A 25010-nucleotide genomic window follows, 5' to 3' on the forward strand; every position below is an offset into this window, starting at 1 on the left:
TCTTCCTGTAACTCCACTCTATGTATGTTAATGTATCGCCATTGTACAGTCTTTTACTCACAAACTCAAAGAAGAGTTGTCACAGTGAGCGTTCAGCCCCTTCATGACAACTCATTCCTACAGCTTCCTTTACACAAGCTGCTGCAAATATACTCGTGCTTCATAAGGTCGAAGTTTAAGCGGTTGGATCTGCTCATCTTTCTCCACGGAATAATTAGAAATTAACAGCTCTATATTTTCTGGTTGGAACTCTGCTGGCCATTCGAATACAGGCTCTCCAGCATAAAAATTCAGAATAACCAGCAGCCGCTGATCTTCCAATGTCCGGGTATACGCATATATCTCTGTATGCTCTGCAAGCAACAGCTCGTAGGCTCCATAAACGATGACTTTATGTTTTTTTCTCAGGGCAATCAGCTGTTTATGGTAGTTGTAGATGGAATCGGGATCTTTAATCGCGTTGCCAGCGTTGATTTCCATATAGTTGGAATTCACTTCAATCCAAGGTGTCCCCGTCGTAAAACCACCTGCGTGACCATCGTCCCACTGCATCGGGGTGCGGGCATTATCCCGGCTTTTATGATGAATGGCAGACATAATCTGCTCTTCTGGAACGCCGTTTTTTCGCTTTTCTTCATAATAATTAAGCGTCTCTACATCCCGGTAATCATCAATGGATTCGAAACAGACATTCGTCATTCCAATTTCTTCGCCTTGATAAATATAAGGTGTGCCTTCCAGCATGTGAATGAAGGTCGCCAGCATTTTAGCCGAAGGAATCCGGTAAAAAAGGTCGTTCCCAAACCGGGACACTGCGCGCGGCTGGTCATGGTTGCAGAGATAATTCGCATTCCAGCCTTTGTCATGCAGAACCGTCTGCCAATTACTCATAATCTTTTTCAGCTCCAGTAGACTCCATGGGACGACATCCCATTTTCCACTACCTGCCGAAGCGGCATCCAGAAACATATGCTCAAACTGAAAAGTCATATTCAGCTCCCGGCGACCATCACCTACGTAATCTAGCGCCTGCTCCGGTCCAAGTCCTGAGGTCTCTCCTACCGTCATAATATCGTAGAAATAAAGCACTTTATCATATAAATTCTGTAGCAGGGTATGCACATCTGCCAGATTGGAGAACATTCCATAAGCCCGTACGGTAGGTGTTCCACCTGGATTATCCGCATCCGGGTAACCTTTCGTCTTCACGATATGTGCAATGGCATCAAAGCGAAATCCGTCCACACCCTTCTTCAGCCACCATTCCACCATCTCATGCAGCTTATCAATGACCACCGGATTCTCCCAGTTCAGATCAGGCTGATATTTGGAATAGAGGTGAAGGTAATATTCATCGGTCCGCGGATCAAGCTCCCACACCGAGCCACTGAAATAAGACTCCCAGTTATTCGGGGGACCTCCATTTTTTCCTTTTCGCCAAATATAGTAGTCCCGTTTCGGATTATCCTTCGACGATCTGGATTCAACAAACCATGGGTGCTCATGTGACGTATGGTTCAGAACCAAATCCATCATCAGCTTCATCCCACGTGAGTGCATCTCCCTCAGCAAATGGTCAAAATCATCCATCGTGCCAAATTCCTTCATAATGTCACAGTAATCACTGATATCATAACCGTTATCATGGTTTGGCGATTTATAAATAGGGCAGACCCAAATCACGTCTACACCTAAATCCTGCAAATAATCCAGTCTGGATATGATTCCTTGCAAGTCTCCAATCCCATCTCCGTTACTATCCATGAAGCTAATCGGATAAATTTGGTACACGACACTTTCTTTCCACCATTTCGGGTTCATTTCTCGGTTACCTCCTATTTAGCTATATGTAGAGTTTAACCACACAAAGCCTAGTAGATAACAATTTGCTCCTACTTCCCTAGTCCCTTTTGATATTGTGAGGGCGTAAGTCCGGTCCATTTCTTAAAAGTAGCACTGAAGTGGCGTTCTTCCCCGTAGCCTACTAACTTTGCAACAGCGTACATTTTTAAGTTTTGGCGGAGCAGCTTTTTTGCCTCTTCTACCCGGTATTGATGCAAATAATCGAGAAAATTCACACCCAGCTCCTGGCGGAACAGTGAACTTAAATAAGTATTAGATACATAAGCTTCCTTCGCAACATATTCCAGAGACAGATTGGTATTATATTTGTTACGGATGATCTCGAGCGCTGTAACTACTGTTCGATGCAGAGGGCGATGTTTAGAAAAAGCCTCCACCACATTCTGCATGATCTTATTCAGGATCGTAGACAATTCTTCCAGCGTCTCGATCTGTGGTGCCTGCTCCATCCAATTGACCAAATGCTGCTTCCATTCGAATCCAGCTACTTGTTTTTCCTGCGCAAGCCTCTTAAGGCGAACGACAAAAGCTGTTGCCCGAATATTCACCTCCTGCTTGAGGCATCCGGGGTTTCCGCGAAAACGTTCCAGCCATTGCTCCAGTAGATCGAGGGCAAGCTCATTACTTCCTGCACCGACTGCCACAAGCATCTCATCCTCCAGCACATTTAATTCAGGATCATCTAAAATCCCGATCTCCTGTGCGCCACCCCCAATAACTCCCGAGCCTTCTGTATAAAAATAAACGCCGCCTTTCCCGTTCAGAAAGCGGGATTCCATGGCCTGAAGCGCTTCTTTATAAGACAGGTGAGCTTCCGAAATATCCGCACGACAGGAGCCTACAGCAATACTGATTGACAGCTTGAGGTATTTCTCCAGATTGCTTTGCAGCATCCCGATTTGCTCTTTTAAATAGATGGGGGTTCGGTAAGACTTGCGGGAATCCGTTCCAGCTAAACCACTGCCGATCCAGAGCAGGAGATTGCCATCATGAAAGGTCTCGATTTTTCCTTTATAGATAGGAGACAAGGTCTCACTAATAATATTTAGGGCCGCGTAACGTAAAAGTACAAAATCCTGTCCAGACCCACCGGCAGAGGGAGGATCAAAATCAAAGCTGACCAGCCCAATCTGCGGACCTTCATGGCTAATAGCCATAGCTAATTCACCGATCAGCTCCTGCCGCCGCTCCAGCGGAACCGGAGGATGATGAATCCATTGGGACAGCACTTGGCTTTTGACAAGCGGTGCATTTTTATGCCAGGAACGATCTCTTTTTAGCTGTTCATTCTCCTGACAACGCTGCCTTTCAATTAGCTCCTTAGCCTTGAGTACCGTCTTCAGAATTTCTTCCGGCCGGCACGGCTTCAGCACATAATCGACAACCCCCAGCGCAATCGCTTGTTTTGCATAAGAGAACTCATTGTATCCAGATAAAATAATCGAGCGAAAGTCGTAACCTCGACGCCGTCCCGCTTCGATTAGCTCCAGACCATTCATCTGCGGCATGCGGATATCCGTTAACAATAAATCCGGCTGTTCAGACTCCATCAGAGCCAGCGCTTCACTTCCGTTCCCCGCCTCGCCCATTACCTCAATCTGATGCGAATCCCAGTCAATCATATTGACGATACCCTCACGGATGGTGTCTTCGTCTTCAGCAATCAGCAGCTTCAGCTTCATCATTTAGGGACCCTCCACAGTGATATGAATGATAATACGTGTGCCTGCTCCTTCTACACTCTCTACTTGCAATGAGGCTCCGGCAAAAAACAAAGCTAAACGTTCCTGTACATTCGAGAGTGCAAACCCCGAACGTCCAGCATTCTCCTCTTCCTCCGAAATAGAGCTTCCTCTCGCTAAACGCTGATGTAGCTCCTGAAGTCTTTCCGGCGTGATTCCCACCCCGTTATCTTGAACCTCGAGCACAATAGTTCTATCTTTGCGGAAGGCGCGAATCGAGATGAGTCCACTTCCAGCCAGTGGCTCGATCCCATGAATCACTGCATTTTCCGCCAGTGGCTGGAGCAGCAGCTTCGGAACTGTGAAATCCTTGATACTCTCATCCAAGGCAATTTCGAACTCAAAACGTTCTCGAAACCGATTTTTTTGCAGGAACAAATAATTCGTCACAAGCTCTACTTCCTGTTCTAATGTAAACGTATCCCGCCCATCATTTAAGCTCAGCCGGAATACTTGAGAAAGCGAATAGACCATATCCGCTATTTCTTTGTCGCCCTTCTTCTCAGCTTCCCAACAAATCGTATTCAGCGTGTTATATAAAAAGTGCGGCCTGATCTGCGCCTGAAGCGTTTTCAATTCTGCTTCCTGCTGCTTCAGTTTGGAGGCATATACATCATTGATGAGCGATTTGATCCGCTGCACCATTAGATTATAACCATGGCCCAAGAGACCAATCTCATCATTTCCTTCAAAAAATACGCGCTGCGTGAAATCCCCTGTCTGCAATCTGCGCATGGAGCGGGAAAGCTTTTTCAGCGGTTTCGTTATTGAGGCGGCGGCGAGCCAGGTAACCATTAAGCTAACTGCTAAGCACAGAAAAGCGATCGTCACCGTGACCTGTGAAATCTGTCCCAGCTCTTTGACAAGCTGCCGTTTGGAATGCACCACCACTACATACCAACCCGTCGTTTCTGACTGCAGATGCGAGACAATCCACTGTTTGTGATCCGCTGTAGACTCCAGCCTCTCCTTTAGGCTCAACTTAGGATCGCTGTCCGCAAAATACGGAAGATCAAGATCTCTTTTGCCGATCCAGCTCTTGTTAGAAGCCGTAATGATGAGCCCGTCTCGATCTACCACAAACATATCTACATCATCTTCAGAGTTGTCTAGATATTGGCTTCCAATCTTACCAGCATCGACCCCGATCACCGCAAGCCCTGCCGGTTTTAAAGTATATACATTCTTGATAATTCTGGAAAGTACAATCTTATGATAATGATCACCAACAAATATGCCATCCGTGGGTCTGGACAATCCAAAGGTTGGACTACCTGCGGCTTCAACGGCTTCCTTGTAGTACGAGGTTTGGATAAAGTTAGAGAACTTCATGCCAGTTGTCAATCCGGCTTGGTTCGCAGCAAAAGGCTCCGCCCCGTTATTCTGGTCTTCCAAAGAGTATAGAATCAGGGATTGAATCGAGTTGCCAGCGACCATCAGGTTGGTGACCGTTTTAAATACGGAATTTCGTTCTTTTTGTGCTTCTGACGACACTAAGAGCCGCTGCACACTTTCATCCAGAAAGAGTGTATTGGAAAAAGAAATCATTCCCCTCACCATCTCATCAATCTGCTCTGCTGTTTTTCGGGTCAGGTGATCCTGTGACTGTTTCATTTTCTCCACCACCTGCTGCGAAGAGATCTGATAGGAGTTCCACCCCATAGCGAATATAGTCACGAGAAGCAGCGGCACAAACCATAATAACAGCTTAAACTGGAGCGGAAGATGGCGATAACGGCTTAATAAGCGGATGTTTCGATTCATGAGAACCACCTTCATGTATAATCAATAAATGTGTAAACCAAGTATAACTGAAATCATTAAACCCTGAACCAGCTTTTTACAATCACTGAAAAATGCCTACATAGTTCTTAAATATGGACCATGTTTCTATCGGTCATAAACTCTTAAGATGGGGATGCAAGAAGAAACGACATTGTCGTCCTCGTTTGATGACAGCCGTTCTCGTGGAAATATATCTCATAAAAAAGGTGGGTTTTTGATGAAAGGTAAAGGAATAAAGCTAGCACTTATGAGTCTAATGCTACCAGCTCTGCTCGCAGGCTGCGGTGGCGGAAATAACAATGCGAAAGCTACCAATGCACCTACAAATGACAAGGCCGAAGCTACTGCCGAAGCAACAGCAAGTGCAGGGGAAAACACACCCGCCGAAAAAATCACACTGAAGTTCTTCACCGCGCTCGCGGATCGGGCAAATGGTTCAGGTAAGGTAGAGCAAGACATTATCGATGCTTACATGAAAGAGAACCCTAACGTCAAGATTGAAGTGGAAGCGCTTCAAGATGAGCCTTACAAATCAAAAATCAAAGTGTATGCCTCCAGCAATCAGCTGCCTGATATCATTCAAGCCTGGGGTCAGCCCTCCTTCCTGAGTCCCCTGCTGGATAACGATCTGCTGCTTGAACTGAACAGCGCTGACTTCGAAGGTAATCAGTTTGTGTCCGGATCCATGGACGGCTTCAGTAAAGATGGTAAACTTTACGGCTTGCCGCGTGGTGCCGACTACATGGTCATGTACTATAACAAAAAAATATTCGCTGACAACGGCATCGAGGTTCCAAAAACCACAGATGATTTGCTTGCCGCCGTCAAAACACTTCGTGCCAAGAAAATTAACCCGATCGCTATGAATGGTATGGACGCTTGGACACTGCCTATCTGGTATGAATTTGTAGCCCAACGTCAGACTGGCGATTTCAATACAATGGATGAAGCTGTTGCGCGTAAAATATCCTTTACAGATCCTAGTCTCGTTGCAGCCGCAACTGAAATGCAGCAATTTGCCGATGCTAAAGGTTTTGCCGATGGCTGGCTGACTGCCGATTACGGTGCTGCACGCAACTTGTTCGGACAAGGGCAAGCTGCCATGTTCTTTATGGGCGCTTGGGAGTCGGGTCTGGCAACAGACGAGAACTTCTCTGAAGAATTCCGCAATAACGTAGGTGCTTTCGCTTTCCCAGCTTCAGATAAAGGTAAAGCAACCGATGATGCCGCTTGGTATGGTGGTGGATATGCAGTCAGCAAAAATTCCAAACATGCTGAAGCCGCTGTTGATTTCTTGAAATATTTCTTCGCTCCAGAGCATTGGTCTAAAATGCTATGGCAAGCCGGCGCGGGTACACCTGCGCAGCAATTCGATCAATTCCTAACGGGTAACGAAACCCAGCTGCAAAAAGAATTGATTGAAGTATTCAGCTCCATGACCTCTTCCAGCGGTACTCCACTGCAGGATGTGGGTGACGATGAGTTCAAGCAAAAGGTAATGGAGGCGCATCAAAGCCTGCTTTCTGATGCAATTACCCCTGAGGAATTCGCCAAAGCACTGGATGCTGCATCCGATAAATTCGCTGGTAAATAAACCAGAGAACTACAAAAAACATGAACCTTAGCGCTCCTGAAGTAACCTAATAGATGGCAGTGCGCAAACCCCGGCTTCCCCCAGAGGCCGGGGTTTTGTTTTCGAAAAAATGTATACACCGATCTGAAATTTACGGCATGTTCCGGTGCCTGGCTTCCCGTTACGATGGTAATAGATAGATTACTCTTTAAAAGGACGGAGATTTCCATGCACAGAGTGTTAAGCGACAAAAAAGCGATATTCTTACTCATCGCACCTGGACTGTTCCTATTTGCTTTTATGATCTGCATCCCTATCTTCATGAGCGCTTATTACGGTTCTACGGATTGGGGCGGAATCGGCAAATACAATTTCATCGGCTTTGATAACTACCGTGAAATTCTATTTCATGACAAAGTGTTCTGGAGATCGCTAGTCAATGCCCTGCTCCTGACCGCCGCCACTGTATTTTTACAACATCCCTTTGCCATTCTCATGGGGATATTCCTAACCAATTCCGGCAAATACGAAAAAATATTCCGGACGATCTTTTTTATCCCCGCTGTAATTTCCGTCGTCGTTACAGCCAAGCTGTGGACCGGAATTTTCCATCCAAACTACGGACTGCTCAACAAGCTGCTAAGCGGAGTTGGATTGGATGCACTTACGCATGATTGGCTCGGTGATCCAAAGACGGCCATCTGGTGCATCATCATTGTTGTTATGTGGCAAGGCTTTGGGTATGCACTGCTGCTGTATTATTCAGGTCTGCAAGGCATTCCGGAAGATTTAAGCGAAGCCGCAAGAATCGACGGCGCCAACAACTTCACCCTCTACACGCGTATCATCATTCCGCTGCTTTCGCCGATGATGCGGGTTGCCATCATCATTGCCGTCACCACCTGCCTTAAGCAAATGGAAACCGTATTCTTAATGACCAACGGTGGCCCTGCAAATAGCACACAGTTCCTAGGGAACTATCTGTACAAAACTGCCTTCTCATCATCGCTATACGGTTATGGTAATGCCATTTCGATTCTGTTTATTGTGTTCTGCCTGATCCTAACCGTTATCCTCAACAAGATTTTAAAGAAAGATATCGGAGAATTTTAAAGAAACCCTGTAACCGGAGGAAATCCTATGAATAATTCCTTATCGCCTGCCGCTTCACCCCCTAAGCTAAACCTTCACAAACAAGAACGCAGAAAGCCTACAACGGGCAAAATCCTAATGATGGTGTTCCTGTGTATCATGGCGTTGATTCAGTTATTTCCGCTTATTTGGTTGATCGATTATTCCCTGCTCAAGAGCGGTGAGTTCTTTGGAAGCTCATTTCTGAAATGGCCCTCTCCACCCCAGTGGGAGAACTATCGAAACGCTTTTACCTACGGGCGTGTGCCACGTTATTTTGCCAACAGTCTTATCATTACAGTGATTACTGTTATGCTCTCTGCGCTGGTGTCCCTGATGATGGGATATGCGTTTACCCGGATGAAATGGAAGCTAAGTGGCATCGTCCTCTCTCTAATCATGTTAGGCATGATCATTCCCATTCACGCCACATTGCTGCCAAACTTCATTCTGTTTAACAAGCTTGGGATGCTGAACAATATGTACACATTGATTTTGCCTTACTCAGCCATTGTCATCCCCATGAGTGTCCTGATTATGACCGGGTTCCTGGAGACCATCCCACGGGCTATTGAAGAGTCCGCCGTTATTGATGGCAGTGGCATTTACGGGTTAATCTTCCGTATCATCCTGCCCATCACCAAACCGGCGCTGGCAACCATCTGTGTACTCAATTTCATCAGCACTTGGAATGAATTCATTATGGCGAACACCTTCCTCACCTCGGAAGATCTTAAGACGATTCCCTTCTCCATTATGAAATTCACTGGTGAGTATTCATCCAACTATGGTGCACAGTTCGCGGTTATGACGATCATCGCTATCCCAACCATCCTGATCTACCTGCTCTTCACAGAACAGATGACCAAGGGAATTACCGCCGGGGCGGTTAAGGGCTAACACAATAAACTTAATCATAACAACATAAAAAAGCTGACAAGACAGGTTTCGTACCCGTCTTGTCAGCCTTTATTCATTCTTACTGATATCTCTTACGGTCGTTGCCAATCCTCCCTCAGCCATTCAACCAAGAGGAGTTCTGGCACATTCACTTTATTAACTTCGGCATAATCTCTCACCCGTTCCAGCAAACGTCCCGCGGTTCCCGCACTAACCTCTAAACCATGTGCGTTCAGAACATGCATGATTCCACCACTTCCGGAATGTTTACCTAACACAAAATGATGTGCTCTCCCCACCTCAGTGGGATCAAAGGTCTGGTAGGTGGCTGTTTCTTTCAACAAACCGTCAACATGTATCCCAGATTCATGTGTGAAGGCGAGTGATCCGACGATTGGTTTGGCATCGCCGACACTTCGGCCCGAGGCTGCGATCACCCTATCCGCCACCCCCTTCAGACACTCTGGACGCACGCTGTTCTCCCCGCCATAAAGATAACGCCAAGCCATCACTACTTCTTCCATTGCTGCATTCCCGGTGCGTTCACCAATCCCTGCCACCGTAGTGCTTGCCCAGACCGCACCCGCGGCAATACCGCTAAGTGTGTTTGCTGCCGCAAGACCAAAATCATTGTGGCAGTGTACCTCAAGCTCTACATCTGCAGGAACAGCACTAAGTAATGTGCTTACCCGCTCTGCCATTTGACCCGGATGATGAGCAGATACCGTATCTGCATAACGGAACCAACGAATGCCTTCTTTATATAATGTATTTACCAGTTCAACCAAGTACTCCATACTTGCCCTTGAAGAGTCCTCCATCCCCACCGACACAGTCATTCCTAGCCGTTGACCATATTCCGTCGCATGCAGTAATCTTGTCAGACCTTTGGCAGGTGTTAAACCTAGCTTACCTTGTAATTGAATTTCCGAGACAGGGATCGATACATGACTCCAGTTCACACCCGTCGCCCATGCTTTGTCGATATCACTTTCCAAGGCCCGATTCCAGGTCATCATCTTCATAGGAAGACCTAAATCAGCGATAGCCGCAATATCTTCTTGCTCTTGCTTGCCCATGGCAGGAATTCCTACCTCTGCTTGCTCCACTCCGCATTCCGACAGCAACCTTGCGATTTCCAGCTTTTCTTCCCTCGTGAATGAAACTCCAGCCGCTTGTTCACCATCCCTAAGTGTCGTGTCACATAGCCTGAGACTTTTCACGGTTTACCTTCCTCTCCGCAGCAAGTGCAATTCGGATTACGGGTAATATGGACGCTGTAACAGGCGAAGTCGAGTGAATTGAAGCGATGCATTACGCCCGCATAAGTCGTCCCTACCCTTGTAACCCATTTTACGGCTTCCAACGCAGCCAGACAACCCGCAATTCCGGAGGTTGCTCCCAATACTGGAAAGCCAAACGGTTCCCATTCTGGATTAACATCCGGATAAAGACACTCTAAGCAAGGGGTTTCACCAGGTATAACCGTTGTTAGTGAAATCTCAAATCCATACATCGCCGCCTCTATCATTGGCGTGCCGGTTTCTACACATAGGCGGTTCAACGTATATCTTTCCGGAAAATCATACCGTGCATCAATCACTATATTAGCTTGCTCTACCCAAGGTTTTGCCATATTGTATTCAATCTTCGAATTATATCCTTCAATTTCAACATTTGGATTCAGACGTTTTAGCTGCTGAATTGCTGTGCTCATCCTTTCCATACCCAAATGATCACTGTCCATCAAAATCTGTCGATTTAAATCTGGAGGCACAATGTTTCCTTCATGCGCCAAGATCAGCTTGCCGATTCCGGCAGCAGCTAAATAAAGTGCGGCAGTGCCTCCAAGCCCACCAATTCCAGCAATCATCACTGTAGCTTCTTTTAGCGCTTTCTGCCCGCCTTCTCCAAGCAGCTTCAATTGGCGTGCGTATCGTTCCAGTTCGGTGCCGCCTACAAGCTGCTCCATTTTGCTCCCTCCCTGTGGCTGAGCTGCATCATTGGAATCTAACCCTCCAGACCATCCGTTCCATAGAGAGCTGTCATTTCATTAAATTTATCCATAAAGGCCAGCCCTTCTTCTACACAAGCAACGCCGTAGCGAATTACTTTATCCTCCGAGGTAAAAGGAAACGGAAAACCTGCTCTCAAGCTTTTTAACACAAGAATAATCCGATCACTATATAAAAGAGCACGCCCAAATCCTTCCCCATTTATTTCAGAAGAGCTTTGAACCAGAACCCCACTTTTCTCCTCGATCACGCCCGCCACCGCCTGAAACAAGAGAGGAACCTGCAAACGGACCTTTGGAGAAACCGCGCAGTTAAAATCAGATTTGTTCTTGTCTTCAGGGGAAGCGAGAAACAATCGTTCGATCTTCTTCTGTGGTGAAAGAGAAGCATGCCTTCCAAAAAAGTCTTCTGTATCAAGCAATTGACACAACCGGCGTATGAGCATCTCTGCTATATCTTTATCCAGCTTTTTCTCCGTGGTTCGACAACGGCGTTTTAATACTGCCGCTTCCGGAGCAACCCGGCCCATTAATGCAGCACTCTCATTAGCTATGGGATCCATCTACACTCGCCCCTTCCGCTTCATTTTCAGCATGTAATACCTTGGCTAGCCACATCGGTGGTTTGCCCTGTAGCATTTCAACAATCCGCTTCACTTGCTCATCAATAGGACTGCCTGGTGGAACCTTTACCGGCATAATTTTACGACGTGTGACTCTTGCCGCTGCTGAGGCTCCAATCTGCATGATGAATATTAGCGTGCAATCCTCTACCACCTCCAGACGACTCTCTATTTTGCCTGCTTCATCCTGATTGAGAATCGTTGGCAGTTTACGAAGACCTATAAGCTCCCCGCCACCTTTGGTAACTTTATAAATTGCGAACATCGGACTCTGCCCAAAATGGGCATTCACTCTAATTCCATCCTCTGTAGCGAATGCTACTTTCACGATGTTCCTCCTCCCTTCGCATTAACAGATTCGCCGCTTTATTCGACCACTCCATCGCTCCCCGATACCCTACAGAGGTGGCCATATAAGCACCAAGCTCATTCCAAACGGGAAATCCAGCCGCCATAAAAGCAGCATCTAACCGCGCCGCTCCATTTATCCCATGTGAGTTACCGATCCATAAATCTGCACCTTTGCCCAAAAGCTCAACATCATCCAGATCACCGACCCATACCTCTCGTTCCATCTCAACCACCAAAGGAGTTTCATAGGAGGTGACCAGGGCCTTTTGCTCCACCCCCAGCTCTTCGAGCCAAGAAGATACGGTATACAAATGATCTGGCTCCAGCGCGACAAGTGCAGACATCCCCGCAAATTGAAAATGAGCATCCAGCATGCTATCCAATAAATTCTCCCGTTGCCAGCAATAACGAAGCTGTACCGGCTCCCCGCTAATTTGATGCAGGAATTGCAAAATATCATCCGTTGCTTTAAGCCCCATCGCACTCTCGAATACTTTGTAGGGAGTTCCCAGCGCATTATGCAGTCTTCTAGCTGGACGCTCCATACTTCCGCCGATGGCAATGGTTAGACCCGAATGCAAGCTTTGCAGCATCGAATCCAGAGGCACCCCACCTCTTGTCAGCGGTGAAAATCCTGTCAGCAGATGCCCAGACAAAGAGGTCGAAATATCAGGTACAGCGATTACCTCAAAACCGAAGGAGGATATCATTTCTTTCAGCTCCATCACATCACCCGGCGTCAGAAACGATCCCGGCAAGAGGGTAATCTGACGTGTATTTACACTCCTTGAACCCCGATGGCCTACCTGCTGGATCATCTCATCAAGCATCGCCTCCACGGTAGAGCTGAACCCCGATTCCAATGAACCACGAAAGTCTGGTAAGGTGACGGAAAAAGCAAGCCCACCCCGCATGTTCCGCTCCCTTTTATAGGTCTTGAGCATGGATTGATAATCCACTCCTGCCACATCCGTCAGCTCAGTCCCAATAATGCCTATAATGTCTGGTCGGTGTTTACTGAGTATGGTATTTAGAGCTTCCTCTAAATTACGATTCGCATCAAAGATTACATCCATCTCCTGCAAAGCAGAGGTCTGTACGGCTATAGGCTCACGAAAATGCCGGGTAAGCAGCGCCTTCGGAAATGCGGAACAACCTTGCGCACCATGCACAATAGGTAATGCCTTGTAGCAACCCTGAAATGCCAGTACGGAACCAAGGGATTGGCCTATTTTCATTGGATTAACCGAAGTCGGTTTACTCCTTTTGTTAACGGTCATAGGAAGGTTCCCCCTTATCCCAGGGAGCGGCACTGGCAGCCAGCTTCCAGATTGGATTAGCAAGAGAATACGTCAGCTCCTTAGCCAGCCTTAGTAAACCTTCGTAACCAGCATAGGCCTTGTGTCTTTCTTGATTAATATCGATAAACGGAATCTGCTCTTTCATTGCCACATACATATTCCGTCCGCCAGCAATCATAATATCTGCCTTACGATCCCGGACGGTTTTGATAATTCGGCTTGCCCCGCCCTCCGGAATATATTCGGTGTCATCACCAACACGATCCGCTATACGCCGTACATCATCTTCCGTGCTTTTGTTCGTGCCTACACCTACCACCTGAACGCCTAACTCCTTCAGTGCGGAAATAATCGACCAGCTTTTTACTCCACCCGTATAGAGAACTGCTTTCTTTCCTTTAAGCAGCTTGCGGTAGGGCCGCAGCTCCTGAATCAGTCTGTTTTCCTCTCGTTCCGTCAACCGATCCACACGCCGCTCCATCTCACGGTCATTCAGCAAATAAGCCATTTGACGTAAGGAATAAGTTGTCTCTTTGGCCCCATAGAAGGAGCCTTCGAAATAGGGAATGTGGTATCTTGCCTCCATTTCTTTTGCCAGACCTAACAATGCACGGCTGCACACAACCATATTCACTTTTGCATGATGTGCCCATGTAATTTCCTTATATCTTGCATCCCCTGTAATTCTGGACATTAGCGTAATTCCAACACTCTTCATTAATTTCTCGATATCCCACATTTCACCCGCGATATTGTACTCTCCAATCAAATTCACACCTAAAGGAATCTCAATCTCTGGTTCACCTGTGCCAATGACATATTGTAGCAGCGCTTCACCAGCCAGCCGATTTCCAAGATTCTTACTGCCTACGAATCCGGGACTGTTCACGGGGATCACAGGAAGCCCCAATCTGCCTGCCGCTTCCTTGCATACCGCATCCAAATCCTCGCCAATCAATGCTGTCACACAGGTCGCATATACAAATATTGCCGGAGGCATAAAGCGCCCGGCAATATAGTCAATGCTATCTTTAAGTTTCTTTTCTCCGCCAAAAATAATGTCGTTATCGTTGAGATCTGTAGTAAATCCGTATTGTGAAAGTGATGGCCCGCTTGACAAAGCCCCTCTACTTTCCCAGCTATTCCCGGCACAAGCAGCCGGCCCATGGACGAGATGCGCAGCATCCATAATCGGCAGCAGCGTGATTTGGGCTCCGTCGAAGGAGCAGCCCCCAGCCGCTTCGCCCGGCTTGGGGCGTGGACATGGCTTCGATTTCGGAGTTAAGCTCCCGCAAGCTTGCGCGTCGAATACATCGTTTCTGATGGACTCCATCGTACCACCTCCCGTAACTGAATACTCCTTACTCTTAAAATGCTCAATTATTCAGTGTCACTACGATAAATATTGGACTAACGAACAAGATCGTGGTTGAAGCCAGATGAATCCTCATCCAACCCCTGCAGGATTGTATTTACTATAGTAGTTAACAAGTTCAAGGCACCTTGATAACCGATAATCGGATAACGATGCAGATGATGGCGATCAAAGACAGGGAAGCCTACACGGATCAAAGGAACGTCGGCATCTTTGGCAGCAAATTTAAGATGAGAGCTTCCAATGGCCAGATCCACAGGATCATCAATCAGCAGCGAGCGCATATGCCACAAATCATTTCCGATATGAACCGTTGTTTCTGCTCCGTAGGGACTGGCAGCAAGCAGAGCTTTCGCTTCTTCTTTAAATCCGTTTTCCCCATTGGAGCACACAATATGAATAGGCTCTATACCGACTTCCAGACAGAATTCAATCAGGCCGATCAGCAAATCCGGATCGCCAACTAAAGCCACTCGTTTGCCATGCAGATAAGGGTGGCTATCGAGCAAAGCATCCACTACCCGGCCACGTTCTTCCACAAGCTCAGGCGGAATGGGCAATCCCGTTAATTCACTGATAGACTCTATGAGCCGATCTGTCGCATGAATGCCCAGTGGAGTCGACATCGCAACGGTCTGTTGTTTCCATGTGCTGCTGATGTATTCCAATGTTTTTTTGACAGAATATTTCTGAAGTGATAGAGTTCCCAACGCATTAGCTGCCTTCGGCACATCTGCCAGCTTCGTTCCCCCATAATAATAGGAATATTCTCCTGTAGCCGGGGAATCAAAATTGCTGCTGTGGTCACCAAGGAAGGTGTAGCCTGTATCAAACGCGGCAAGGATTTTTCGAATTTCCGCAAAATTCCCCGTATAAGGCTCAAACCCTAAAATTACATTCAGCTTCTCTCCAGTTCCCTCTCCACTGCCAGGGGTAGCTTCAATCCCAGAGCGGATGAACAAGGTACTGAGGATGGACTTTAACATGGAATCGTAACCTGTAATATGTGATCCGGAAAAACTTGGCGTGTTGGCGTAGGGCACTGGAATTTCGTTCGAAATTGCACCCTTCTGGCGGGCATTGGATATAAAAGCCTGCAGATCATCCCCTATAACCTCAGCCATACATGTAGTGGATACAGCTATCATCTCTGGCTTATAGAGCGCCACACTATTTTCAAGACCATCAATAAGATTGTTCATCCCTCCGAACACCGCACCATCTTCTGTCATAGAGGAAGAAACCGCGGGGGTTGGCTCCTTGAAATGACGGCTCAAATGACTACGAAAATACGCAGTGCAGCCTTGGGAGCCATGTATAAACGGCAGAGTTTTTTCGAATCCCAGCGCAGCCATCAAGGCTCCTAGGGGCTGGCATGCTTTATGAGGATTAACTACCAGTGAGGTTCGGGCAAAATTCTTATCCTTATATTCAGACGACTTCGAGTAGGCTAATGCTTCTGCTGTCTCTTGCTCACTGCAGGGTGCCTCGAATGCTTTTTTCCCTTCACGTTGCTTCACATAGGGTTCAGTTTGAAATAATGTATTGTAATCCGGGATCTCCAGTTTGTCCTTCATACGCCCGCCTCCTTTTTAGGGAGTGATCCTGTTTTCCCTGAATTGATCAAGCTCCACACTGGGCTGTTAATGGTCATGTCCATGTCCTTAGCAAAAATCTTAAACCCGTCATAGCCATGGTAAGGACCACTATAATCCCAAGAGTGCATTTGCCGGAAAGGAATACCCATCTTGTGATACACATATTTCTCCTTCACACCCGAGCCCATCAGATCAATATCAAGTCTTTGCGCAAGCTCTTCCAGCTCGTAAGCGGTTGGATCATCGTAGATAATAGTGCCTTCCGGCAGTTCAGGGAATGTTTTCTCGTAATCATCCTTGTGAGCGAACTCATAACCTGTGCCCACTACCTCCATACCCAGATCCTCATAAGCCCCCAGTGTATGGCGGGCACGTAATCCGCCTACCAGCAGCATGACCTTTTTACCTTCCAGCCGGGGTTTAAATTTAGAGATAATCGCCTCCATTTGTGGCGTGTATTTAGCGATGACTTTCTCGCAATTTTCCTGAATATACTCATCAAACCTTGCGGCGATGGCTCGAAGGCTTTCAGCTGTTTTGGTCGGCCCGAAAAAGTTGTATTCCAGCCAAGGAATCCCATATGCTTTCTCCATCGTCGTTACCATATAGTTCATGGAGCGATGACAGTGAATCAGATTGAGCTTCGCCTTATGCGCGATCGCCAATTCATTGATGGTTCCATCCCCAGACCACTGCGCAATAACACGCAGCCCCATTTCCTCCAGTAAAATGCGTGAAGCCCAAGCGTCCCCGCCGATGTTATAATCTCCGATAATATTAATATCGTAAGGACCACATTCCGCAAGCTCCTTCTTCCCCATCAGAAAATCACGGATCGCATCGTTAGCAATATGATGACCCAAGGATTGGCTAACCCCACGGAACCCTTCACAACGAACGGGAATGATCGGGATACCTAGCTCGATAGACATTTTTTTGGACACCGCTTCAATATCGTCTCCGATTAGCCCCACAGGACACTCTGATTGGATCGAAATTCCTTTAGCCAGTGGGAACATTTCTTTAATTTCACGGCAAATGACTTCAAGCTTCTTGTCACCGCCAAATACAATATCTGTCTCCTGAAAATCACTCGTCACCTGCATAGCCGTAAAATTATCAATGCCCAGTGTTCCATTGGCATAATTCCGTCTTGTTCCCCAGCTATATTGTCCACAACCTACAGGACCATGGCTGATATGCACCATATCCTTGATCGGGCCCCAGACCACGCCCTTCGAACCGGCATAAGCACATCCTCTTTGGGTCATAACCCCCGGACGGGACTTCATATTCGATTTGATGGCGCATTTGCCACAGTTTATTAACTCTTCATTATTGATTTCAAAATGCTTCTGACGATCCTTCCGTGCCTTTTCCGGGTAAACCTCAAGAATCTCTTCGAGCATCTTTTGGTTATCTTCGATATTTAGCCCCATTCTGAATCCTCCTCATCCCTTAGAGTGATCCGGTGAACAGCCGTCTCTCCACTCCTGTTCACCGGACGAACCTAATTATTGGCCAGATGCCTTCAGCTTTTTCAGCGCGGTCTCTTCATCCTCAATCACACCAAATTCCATGAGTAAATCCTCCAGCTCTTCCATAGAAATCGGGGTCGGGATTGTCATCATATTGTTATTCAGAATCTTTTCTGCCAAAATCTCATATTCTCTAGCTTGCTGATGATGAGGATTATATTGGGCTACGGTCATTCTTCTCAGCTCTGCATGCTGAACCACATTATTCCGCGGGACAAAATGGATCATTTGTGTATTCAAACGGCGTGCCAGCTCCATAATGAGCTCATCCTCACGGTCCGTATTACGACTGTTGCAGATCAGACCGCCCAATCTTACGCCACCGCTGTTGGCATACTTTAGAATTCCGCGCGCAATGTTATTGGCCGCATACATAGCCATCATTTCCCCGGAGCATACGATATAAATTTCCTGTGCTTTATTCTCACGGATCGGCATTGCAAATCCACCACATACCACGTCACCAAGTACGTCATAGGATACAAAATCCAATCCTTCATAAGCCCCTTGCTGCTCCAAAAAATTAATCGCTGTAATAATCCCGCGGCCGGCACACCCCACACCCGGTTCAGGTCCACCGCACTCCACATTAAGAATGTCGCCATATCCCAACTGAACTACATCCTCAAGCTCCAAATCCTCAACCGTTCCTCTTTCAGCTGCCAATTGGAGCACTGAATTCTGAGCTTTGGTGTTCAGAATCAACCGTGTGGAGTCCGCTTTAGGATCACAGCCTACGATCATTGTTTTTTGACCAAATTTAGTGGCGAGCTGCGCCAAAGTGTTCTGCGAAGTTGTGGATTTACCGATACCGCCCTTACCGTAAAAAGCAATTTGTCTCATCATTCATCATCCCTTCGAAATCGATATATTTTCAAAATAAGAGCTGATCTTCACACTTTCGAGAATCACATCCTGTATTTCACCTTTACGCACCAGAGGCAATACCCCGGCTTTATTTAAGCTGGCGCGAGGGACATCGCCAATGCCAGAGCAGAGCAATATTTGACAGTCCTGTAATATAGAAATAATTTCTTGTAGCGTGGTATTCTTATCCCCATTACAATCCGCTTTACCGTGGCAATAGGCCTGAATCTTTCGGACACCTAGCAGCTTCACGCTTACTCCATCTGTTTCATAAACCATGAACTCTGTCGCGTGGCCAAAATGTTGATTGACCTTATCCCCACCGCGTGTAGCAACAGCGACTTTGGTGGTGTGCTGCCCTTGCTGGAAAGAGTTCTGCCTTAGCTCTTTGGCTTTGACACGCTGACGGATTTTGGCATCGAGTTCACGTTGAAAGAGCGCTCTAGCTTGCTCATTTATAACTGGATTTTCATCCATCTTTTCTAATATAAAATCCTGATTACGATCCTGACCTAGCAGCCCAATGGCATCAGCACGGCATTGTCGACAATGGCGCATGACCTTCATTCCTTCGCGCCCAAGCACTTCCTGCAGGTTGTGCAGTTCTTTAGGACGCGGCGCCTTGCGCCCATCCCGTTCATACTGACTTCCCGGTGCGATAATTAAAGGCGTCACATTATGCAGAGTTGCCCCGAGCGCTTTAACTGTTCGCGATACTTCAGGGAGATGATGATCATTGATCCCTGGAATCATAACGGAATTAACTTTAACAAGAACGCCTTGCTGTGCCAGCAGCTCCAAACCTTGAAGCTGGCGGCTGATCAGCAGCTCCGCTGCTTCTTCTCCTTCGTACCGGATCCCTTCGTCAACAACCCATGGATAAATTTCACGGCCCACATTGGGATCAATGGCATTGATGGTGATCGTGACATGACGGATACCTAGCGCTAGTATGGCGTCTACATGCCTGTAAAGGGTCAATCCATTAGTACTTAGGCAAAGGGTAACATCAGGCACCTGCCGCTTGACTCGTTCGAACGTGTCAAAGGTTCGTTCTGGATTCGCCAGCGGATCACCCGGACCTGCAATCCCAACTACCGACAGTTGCATCAGCTGTGCGGCTACACCTTTCACTTTTCTTTCAGCTTGCTCTGGAGTTAGCACTTCACTAACTACACCAGGCCTGCTTTCATTCACACAATCGAATTTTCGGTTGCAGTAATTACATTGGATGTTACAGGCGGGAGCAACCGGGATGTGCATCCTAGCAAAAAAACGATGAGCTTCCTCGCTGTAGCAGGGATGGCGGCTGAGCTCCTCCTCTGCTTCAATGGATAACCTCGATGACGTCTGCGGCATTTCCCCACCTCCTAAAAGTTTTATGCAGCATGAACTTCTAGTACTTCTTCGCAGTAAAACTCACTTCAACAGAACAACTGATGTAATTTTAGTTAACACAAATCATGTTCGATTGCTTTGATTAGTTTCATCATATTTTCATCAACCTACATCGTCAATCGAGTTTTTCCTTTTTAAGCCCTGTTTTTCCTTACGTTTGCAGTTTCGTCATATTAAATGTTAGTTTATATAACCTAAATGTATCATGTTTCCGTTTCCATTTTTATTCAATCTCTGTTGATTTCCGTCATCATGTCATGTTTCTGGCCATTTTAATGATTCTTAAAAGATAGAATCCATTTATTTCTGCAACTTTTATTGACAATGACTTTCATCTCGTATATGATCTCTTTAGGCAAGAACACATTGAATAATCTTAAAAATTTAATATATCCCGTAAAGGGGAGTAGCTGTTAAATAAAGTCGTCAATACGAGAATATGAGGATATTCTCCGGCTTTATTGGCAATTCACATTGTTAGCGAGACCTTTACCAATCAGGTTAGACCTTTATTCCAAAGGCTAATCTGTTTGGTAAAGGTCTTTTTTATATAAATTTGGTTAAAATGGTAGGGTAGATATCTTTTGGTAGATATTTGCATTCAAAAAGGGAGGACAACAGTAATGGATTGGGGATTATTATTAGAGTACGGTTGGGTATTGCTTGTTCTGGTAGCACTAGAGGGACTACTCGCCGCAGATAACGCATTGGTATTGGCAATTATGGTTAAGCACCTTCCTGATGAGGAAAGAAAAAAAGCGCTGTTTTACGGATTAGCGGGGGCCTTCGTGTTCCGATTCGGTTCGCTATTTGTCATCTCCTATCTGGTCGATATCTGGCAAGTACAAGCCATCGGCGCGATTTATTTATTATTTATCGCGGGTAATCATATTTTCCGAAAACTGTTGTTTAAGAAGCCCGTCACAGATGAAGCTGCTGAAAGCGGCACTGACGGTGCGGTCAATAAAAAGAAATCCAGCTTTTGGTTTACTGTTCTGAAGGTAGAAGTCGCTGACATCGCCTTCGCGGTCGATTCCATCCTAGCCGCAGTTGCACTCGCGGTTGCTCTTCCTGCAAGTGGTCTTCCAAAAATCGGAGGCCTCGATGGCGGACAATTCCTCGTCATCTTTGCCGGTGGATTTATCGGTCTGGTCATTATGCGTTTCGCAGCTTCCTTCTTCGTTAAGCTGCTGCATTCCCGTCCAGGACTTGAAATTGCAGCCTTCTTTATCGTAGGTTGGGTGGGTGTTAAGCTCTCAGTCATTACATTGGCGCACCCTTCACTTGGTGTTCTGTCCGAAGATTTCGCTCATAGTACCTGGTGGAAAGCCACCTTCTACGTTGTGCTTGTACTCATCGCTGTAATCGGCTGGTTTATGAGTAGCCACAAGGTTGAAGAGAATGTTGGCGAGAATCCGGTTAGAGAAGTAGACAAACAACTCGGTAAATAATCGTTAAAATACAGCCACAAACAATACCCCGTAAGATGCACCTTCTGAACAGGTGTACGTCTTTCGGGGTATTGTTATTTATCCTCGTTTTTGCTCTCGATATTCCTGCGGCGTACAGCCAACGGTTTTTTTGAAGAATCGAAAAAAATAGTGCTGATCACTAAACCCGAGCTGGCCGGAGATCTCGTGCATTTTTAGAGCAGTTCCAAGCAGCAGCTCCTTACTCAGCTCCACTTTTTTCTCCAGAATATAATCAGAAATCCCCTTCCCTGTCGTTCTTTTATACCAGCGTGACAGATAGGACGGATTAAGTGAGACTTCCTGCGCAATCCGGGTTAAGGACAAATCATCGGCCAGATGGGATTTAATATATTGGTGGATCATGGACAGGATATTCGATTCATCATGTTTATAGGTAGCGCTTCTGTTCGAGATAATCCATTCAAAAAACGTGTGATAAAAAGAGATGACGTCCGACCAGTGTGTATTGATATTAAAATATAACATACGTGATAAATTCATACCGCTATGGGCTTTTTCCGTTAAACCTAACTCTTGTAAAGTCTGCAGCAGGGTGTTACTGATCCCAGACATTAATCTTAATCTCAAAAAAGGATCCTCCGGCCCACCTTCCCCCGAGAGCTCCACCCATTTGCGAAAAGATGTGCCCCAATCGAGATCACCTTCAAGCAGCCGTTGTTTTAAATAGTCGAGCAGTAGTTCTGCTGTTGCATTTCGATTATGCATAGAACCTGGACTTGGGCTCACTTCCTTGGTATTTATCCTCAGCAGCTTTTCCATCCCAAGTCCGGGGCTATCAAAAATGGCTAATCGTAAACGGTTCAAGGCATAGTTCAGCTCATGCCAATGCACTTCCTGATCACTGGCGATAATAGACACAGATAGTTGCAGACATTTGCCACAGGCTTGCTGAACGGATTCCATGGTTCCATGGACGAAACGGAGCGTTTTTAACCAGAGCTCTTCTTCCTTGATTGAGGATACACTTTCACTTTTAGGCTGAACAAAACAAGCTATCGTCCCCGGGTCCAGATCCACAGCCTTAACTTCAACTTTGTCGCTGAGCAGCTCCTCCGCAATATTGGCTACCGCATAACGAATTAAGCTCCGGTCTGAAGCCGTTTCATAATTTCGCCAAGCCTCCATTCGTAGAATAATAGGCAGGACGGGTCCATCCGCTTTGAACGGGAGCTGAATGGCGTCAAATTCAACCTGTAAGCTCTGCCGGTCTATCCGTTCAGTGCGTCTTAGAATATCGTGTAATAATTGCTGCTGTAACTGGGGCAGAGCACGCGGGAGCTTATCGCGAAGCCATTGGCTTTTATAGAAATAATCCTCTTCTGAAGATATTTTCTCCAAAGTCAGCTCCACAGCGGCACGAATTTTATCCATCCCCTCTGTCTTCAATAAATAGTCAACTACACATGGATTTCGGATCGCCTGATGGGCAAAATCGAATTCATTATGTCCTGTCAGCAGAATTACTTTACAACGCGGCCAGCGGTCGACAATTTCCTGAATTAACGCCATCCCATCCATACCTGGCATACAGATGTCACTAAGCACAATATCTATTTTTACGGTATTAAGCCAATCTATGGCATGATCCGCTGAATGAACCTTTATGATCTCCAAATCTTTAAAATCTGCCTTTACAAAAAATTCGTACAGCCCATCCAAAATATTAGGCTCATCATCAACTATCATCATTCGTTGCATCCTGCACGTCCCCTTTAAGCGGTAAATTGACTCTTACACAAAGCCCGCCCAAACAACTTCTCTCTGCCTGCAAGCCATAAGGAGAACCAAATTTGATCCTCAATCTCTGATTTACATTTAATAAACCTGTGATCTCCCCCTGAATGGCATTCTGCTCGGAGAACTGGCGCTGCAAGAGATTTAACTTGTCCTCACTAAGCGAGTCACCGTTATCTTCTATTATAATAGTCAGCGTATGCTCAACTTTTTCATAACTCATTTTTAATAGGCCATTGCTGCTTTTTTGCTTAAGCCCATGTTCGAATACATTTTCAATAATGGGCTGCAGGAGGACCCGTGGGACTTTGATGTCCCGGCAATCCGCTGCAATCTCATCTACTTCAGCTCTAATTCTCGCGCCAAAACGAATCCGTTGTATAGCCAGATAGACCAAAGCATGCTCCTGCTCTTGCTGCAAAGTAACCTCCTGGGCGGAATCCCGGGTCATGTACCGAAAATATTGCCCTAAATAATCAGAGAACTCCTTGATCAGCTCTACATTTTCCACCTCAGCCATCTGTTTTATGCTAAATAGACTGTTGTAGAGAAAATGAGGCGTGATCTGCGATTGTAAATGTTTAAGCTCCGCTTCCCCTGTCCGGATACGCTGCACGTAGTTCTCATCAATTAGTGTATTTAAATGCTTAAGCATCTCATTGAAACGAGAATATAGATACCCAAACTCATCCCTGCGGGAGTGAGTAATAAAGATCCCCGTCTGCCCCTGCTCCGCTTTCTTAAACCCTCTGATAAGAATAGACATCGGTCGATGAATCATCCTGTACGTCCATAAAGAGAACAAGATAATGATCACTATCGAGACAACGAACAACAGCCACAGCAGCAATGAGTACACATGAATCGGCTTCATGAGCACCGTGTTGGGAATATTTGCGGTCAGCCTAAAGTTATTGCTGTGATCGTAGAGCGAATAATAAAAAGAGTCATCATAACGATACCGCTGCACACTTACAGTATCTTCACTATTTAGCGGTTTCTCTACTGGGAATAACCTGGGCTTCTGGTCAGAAGTTGATATCACATAATCGTTATTGCCGAAGGCCAACGTAATATCGCTCCCCCCTGATACAGCAAATTCTTTCAAACGCAACTCAAGCTCAGGCGAGGAAAGCTTCACTCCCAGCAAAAAATTAGGTGAAAGATTGCGATCCAGGTTATAGGGATTACTGCGCAGTAAATACAACTCGTCTTCGTATTTAGATAAAGCGCCCTTCAGATTGCCCATAGTGGCCAGCAGACTTTGCCATTCCTCATTGGTGACATCCCTAACCCCCACCGCAGCGCTAACCCGCTTATTAATTTCCGGTACATAATACACAACATCACTAATATAAGGACTGGTTTCTTTGATTTGTTTTAGCTTGGTGTATATATTGTTCAGATTAGAATCCACTTCGTACCGGCTCATAATTGGAATACGGGTACTGAAGGTAGCCAGCGTTTCATCCTGAGAGTACTCCGTGACTAAGCCCGTTATCCGTTGCAGCTCAAATTCAAGATGGCTATAGTAAAAATGAACCTTCGATTCGTTCGCCCTCTCCACTTCAGCTTGCATTTGGTTGGAGCTATAGTAGGTAATAGATATACTCAGCGCACAGAGTGGAAGCATGACCAATAGGAAAGCTCCGATCAGCTTGATCACAATGGAATCGGGGTTCCACCCGATGGAGAATGATTTCATTGGAATTTTCTCCCTCTTC

19 protein-coding genes are annotated in these 25010 nt (G+C 46.3%); 4 read left to right on the forward strand and 15 right to left on the reverse strand.

Features of this window, described 5'->3' with window-relative positions; all coding sequences use genetic code 11:
- Nucleotides 1-129: 129 nt before the first annotated feature.
- The 3 genes from MHH86_RS24855 to MHH86_RS24865 all read right to left on the reverse strand — a co-directional run bounded on the left by MHH86_RS24855 (nucleotide 130) and on the right by MHH86_RS24865 (nucleotide 5369).
- Complete coding sequence (locus MHH86_RS24855) at nucleotides 130-1821, reverse strand: alpha-glucosidase (RefSeq protein ID WP_340892792.1); 1692 nt, start codon at nucleotides 1819-1821, stop codon at nucleotides 130-132.
- Nucleotides 1822-1892: 71 nt separating this feature from the next.
- Nucleotides 1893-3548, reverse strand: coding sequence for a response regulator (locus MHH86_RS24860; RefSeq protein ID WP_036679554.1), 1656 nt, complete (start codon nucleotides 3546-3548; stop codon nucleotides 1893-1895).
- Nucleotides 3549-5369, reverse strand: coding sequence for a sensor histidine kinase (locus tag MHH86_RS24865; protein ID WP_076212905.1), 1821 nt, complete (start codon nucleotides 5367-5369; stop codon nucleotides 3549-3551). It lies immediately after the preceding gene.
- A 238-nt stretch (nucleotides 5370-5607) separates the two neighbouring features.
- On the opposite strand from MHH86_RS24865, the gene MHH86_RS24870 reads away from it, so the two are divergent.
- The 3 genes from MHH86_RS24870 to MHH86_RS24880 all read left to right on the forward strand — a co-directional run bounded on the left by MHH86_RS24870 (nucleotide 5608) and on the right by MHH86_RS24880 (nucleotide 8994).
- Nucleotides 5608-6984, forward strand: coding sequence for an extracellular solute-binding protein (locus MHH86_RS24870; protein ID WP_036679562.1), 1377 nt, complete (start codon nucleotides 5608-5610; stop codon nucleotides 6982-6984).
- 207 nt (nucleotides 6985-7191) lie between these two features.
- Nucleotides 7192-8076, forward strand: a complete 885-nt coding sequence (locus tag MHH86_RS24875; protein WP_036679565.1) for a sugar ABC transporter permease — start codon at nucleotides 7192-7194, stop codon at nucleotides 8074-8076.
- Nucleotides 8077-8103: 27 nt separating this feature from the next.
- Entirely contained in the window at nucleotides 8104-8994 is an 891-nt protein-coding gene (locus MHH86_RS24880) for a carbohydrate ABC transporter permease (RefSeq protein ID WP_038573086.1), read from the forward strand.
- 92 nt (nucleotides 8995-9086) lie between these two features.
- Here MHH86_RS24880 and MHH86_RS24885 read toward each other — a convergent pair whose 3' ends face one another.
- The 10 genes from MHH86_RS24885 to nifB form a co-directional block, all read right to left on the reverse strand.
- Nucleotides 9087-10217 (reverse strand): homocysteine methyltransferase, encoded by a 1131-nt coding sequence (locus tag MHH86_RS24885; protein WP_076223451.1) that lies wholly within the window; start codon nucleotides 10215-10217, stop codon nucleotides 9087-9089.
- Nucleotides 10214-10966, reverse strand: coding sequence for a HesA/MoeB/ThiF family protein (locus tag MHH86_RS24890; RefSeq protein WP_076223453.1), 753 nt, complete (start codon nucleotides 10964-10966; stop codon nucleotides 10214-10216). Before MHH86_RS24890 ends, MHH86_RS24885 begins: the two co-directional genes overlap by 4 nt.
- Nucleotides 10967-11004: 38 nt before the next feature.
- A complete protein-coding gene (locus MHH86_RS24895) occupies nucleotides 11005-11571 on the reverse strand; it encodes a DUF269 domain-containing protein (protein ID WP_038573089.1) in 567 nt (188 codons plus the stop codon).
- Nucleotides 11555-11959, reverse strand: a complete 405-nt coding sequence (locus MHH86_RS24900; protein WP_036679578.1) for a NifB/NifX family molybdenum-iron cluster-binding protein — start codon at nucleotides 11957-11959, stop codon at nucleotides 11555-11557. Before MHH86_RS24900 ends, MHH86_RS24895 begins: the two co-directional genes overlap by 17 nt.
- Nucleotides 11925-13262: a nitrogenase iron-molybdenum cofactor biosynthesis protein NifN gene (nifN, locus tag MHH86_RS24905; protein ID WP_036679582.1), complete on the reverse strand. Its 1338-nt coding sequence runs from the start codon at nucleotides 13260-13262 to the stop codon at nucleotides 11925-11927. Before nifN ends, MHH86_RS24900 begins: the two co-directional genes overlap by 35 nt.
- Complete coding sequence (gene nifE / locus MHH86_RS24910; RefSeq protein WP_036679585.1) at nucleotides 13252-14616, reverse strand: nitrogenase iron-molybdenum cofactor biosynthesis protein NifE; 1365 nt, start codon at nucleotides 14614-14616, stop codon at nucleotides 13252-13254. The genes nifN and nifE overlap by 11 nt, the downstream gene beginning before the upstream one ends.
- 77 nt (nucleotides 14617-14693) lie before the next feature.
- On the reverse strand, nucleotides 14694-16235 hold the full coding sequence (nifK, locus tag MHH86_RS24915) for a nitrogenase molybdenum-iron protein subunit beta (protein WP_076223455.1): 1542 nt from the start codon (nucleotides 16233-16235) through the stop codon (nucleotides 14694-14696).
- The gene (nifD, locus tag MHH86_RS24920; RefSeq protein ID WP_076179397.1) at nucleotides 16232-17695 is read right to left on the reverse strand and encodes a nitrogenase molybdenum-iron protein alpha chain; all 1464 of its coding nucleotides are present in this window, start codon (nucleotides 17693-17695) and stop codon (nucleotides 16232-16234) included. Before nifD ends, nifK begins: the two co-directional genes overlap by 4 nt.
- 75 nt (nucleotides 17696-17770) lie before the next feature.
- Nucleotides 17771-18640, reverse strand: a complete 870-nt coding sequence (gene nifH / locus MHH86_RS24925; RefSeq protein ID WP_235219430.1) for a nitrogenase iron protein — start codon at nucleotides 18638-18640, stop codon at nucleotides 17771-17773.
- A 3-nt stretch (nucleotides 18641-18643) separates the two neighbouring features.
- Nucleotides 18644-20020, reverse strand: a complete 1377-nt coding sequence (gene nifB, locus MHH86_RS24930; RefSeq protein WP_076223457.1) for a nitrogenase cofactor biosynthesis protein NifB — start codon at nucleotides 20018-20020, stop codon at nucleotides 18644-18646.
- A gap of 662 nt (nucleotides 20021-20682) precedes the next feature.
- On the opposite strand from nifB, the gene MHH86_RS24935 reads away from it, so the two are divergent.
- A complete protein-coding gene (locus tag MHH86_RS24935) occupies nucleotides 20683-21510 on the forward strand; it encodes a TerC family protein (RefSeq protein ID WP_036679597.1) in 828 nt (275 codons plus the stop codon).
- A 78-nt stretch (nucleotides 21511-21588) separates the two neighbouring features.
- On the opposite strand, the gene MHH86_RS24940 is transcribed toward MHH86_RS24935, so the two are convergent.
- A complete protein-coding gene (locus MHH86_RS24940; RefSeq protein WP_339814934.1) occupies nucleotides 21589-23241 on the reverse strand; it encodes a response regulator in 1653 nt (550 codons plus the stop codon).
- Nucleotides 23228-24991: a histidine kinase gene (locus MHH86_RS24945; protein ID WP_036679602.1), complete on the reverse strand. Its 1764-nt coding sequence runs from the start codon at nucleotides 24989-24991 to the stop codon at nucleotides 23228-23230. Before MHH86_RS24945 ends, MHH86_RS24940 begins: the two co-directional genes overlap by 14 nt.
- Nucleotides 24992-25010 lie beyond the last annotated feature (19 nt).

Source organism: Paenibacillus sp. FSL F4-0097 (assembly GCF_038593125.1).
Classification (GTDB): domain Bacteria; phylum Bacillota; class Bacilli; order Paenibacillales; family Paenibacillaceae; genus Paenibacillus_AQ; species Paenibacillus_AQ odorifer.

Bases quoted from the DNA above. Each gene is read 5' to 3' on its own strand.
- nifB (WP_076223457.1), bottom strand. From the start codon at position 20,020: ATGCCGCAGACGTCATCGAGGTTATCCATTGAAGCAGAGGAGGAGCTC.
- nifH (WP_235219430.1), bottom strand. From the start codon at position 18,640: ATGATGAGACAAATTGCTTTTTACGGTAAGGGCGGTATCGGTAAATCC.
- nifE (WP_036679585.1), bottom strand. From the start codon at position 14,616: ATGGAGTCCATCAGAAACGATGTATTCGACGCGCAAGCTTGCGGGAGC.
- MHH86_RS24855 (WP_340892792.1), bottom strand. From the start codon at position 1,821: ATGAACCCGAAATGGTGGAAAGAAAGTGTCGTGTACCAAATTTATCCG.
- nifD (WP_076179397.1), bottom strand. From the start codon at position 17,695: ATGGGGCTAAATATCGAAGATAACCAAAAGATGCTCGAAGAGATTCTT.
- MHH86_RS24865 (WP_076212905.1), bottom strand. From the start codon at position 5,369: ATGAATCGAAACATCCGCTTATTAAGCCGTTATCGCCATCTTCCGCTC.
- MHH86_RS24895 (WP_038573089.1), bottom strand. From the start codon at position 11,571: ATGGATCCCATAGCTAATGAGAGTGCTGCATTAATGGGCCGGGTTGCT.
- MHH86_RS24860 (WP_036679554.1), bottom strand. From the start codon at position 3,548: ATGATGAAGCTGAAGCTGCTGATTGCTGAAGACGAAGACACCATCCGT.
- MHH86_RS24880 (WP_038573086.1), top strand. From the start codon at position 8,104: ATGAATAATTCCTTATCGCCTGCCGCTTCACCCCCTAAGCTAAACCTT.
- nifK (WP_076223455.1), bottom strand. From the start codon at position 16,235: ATGAAGGACAAACTGGAGATCCCGGATTACAATACATTATTTCAAACT.
- MHH86_RS24870 (WP_036679562.1), top strand. From the start codon at position 5,608: ATGAAAGGTAAAGGAATAAAGCTAGCACTTATGAGTCTAATGCTACCA.
- MHH86_RS24875 (WP_036679565.1), top strand. From the start codon at position 7,192: ATGCACAGAGTGTTAAGCGACAAAAAAGCGATATTCTTACTCATCGCA.
- nifN (WP_036679582.1), bottom strand. From the start codon at position 13,262: ATGACCGTTAACAAAAGGAGTAAACCGACTTCGGTTAATCCAATGAAA.
- MHH86_RS24890 (WP_076223453.1), bottom strand. From the start codon at position 10,966: ATGGAGCAGCTTGTAGGCGGCACCGAACTGGAACGATACGCACGCCAA.
- MHH86_RS24935 (WP_036679597.1), top strand. From the start codon at position 20,683: ATGGATTGGGGATTATTATTAGAGTACGGTTGGGTATTGCTTGTTCTG.
- MHH86_RS24940 (WP_339814934.1), bottom strand. From the start codon at position 23,241: ATGATGATAGTTGATGATGAGCCTAATATTTTGGATGGGCTGTACGAA.
- MHH86_RS24945 (WP_036679602.1), bottom strand. From the start codon at position 24,991: ATGAAATCATTCTCCATCGGGTGGAACCCCGATTCCATTGTGATCAAG.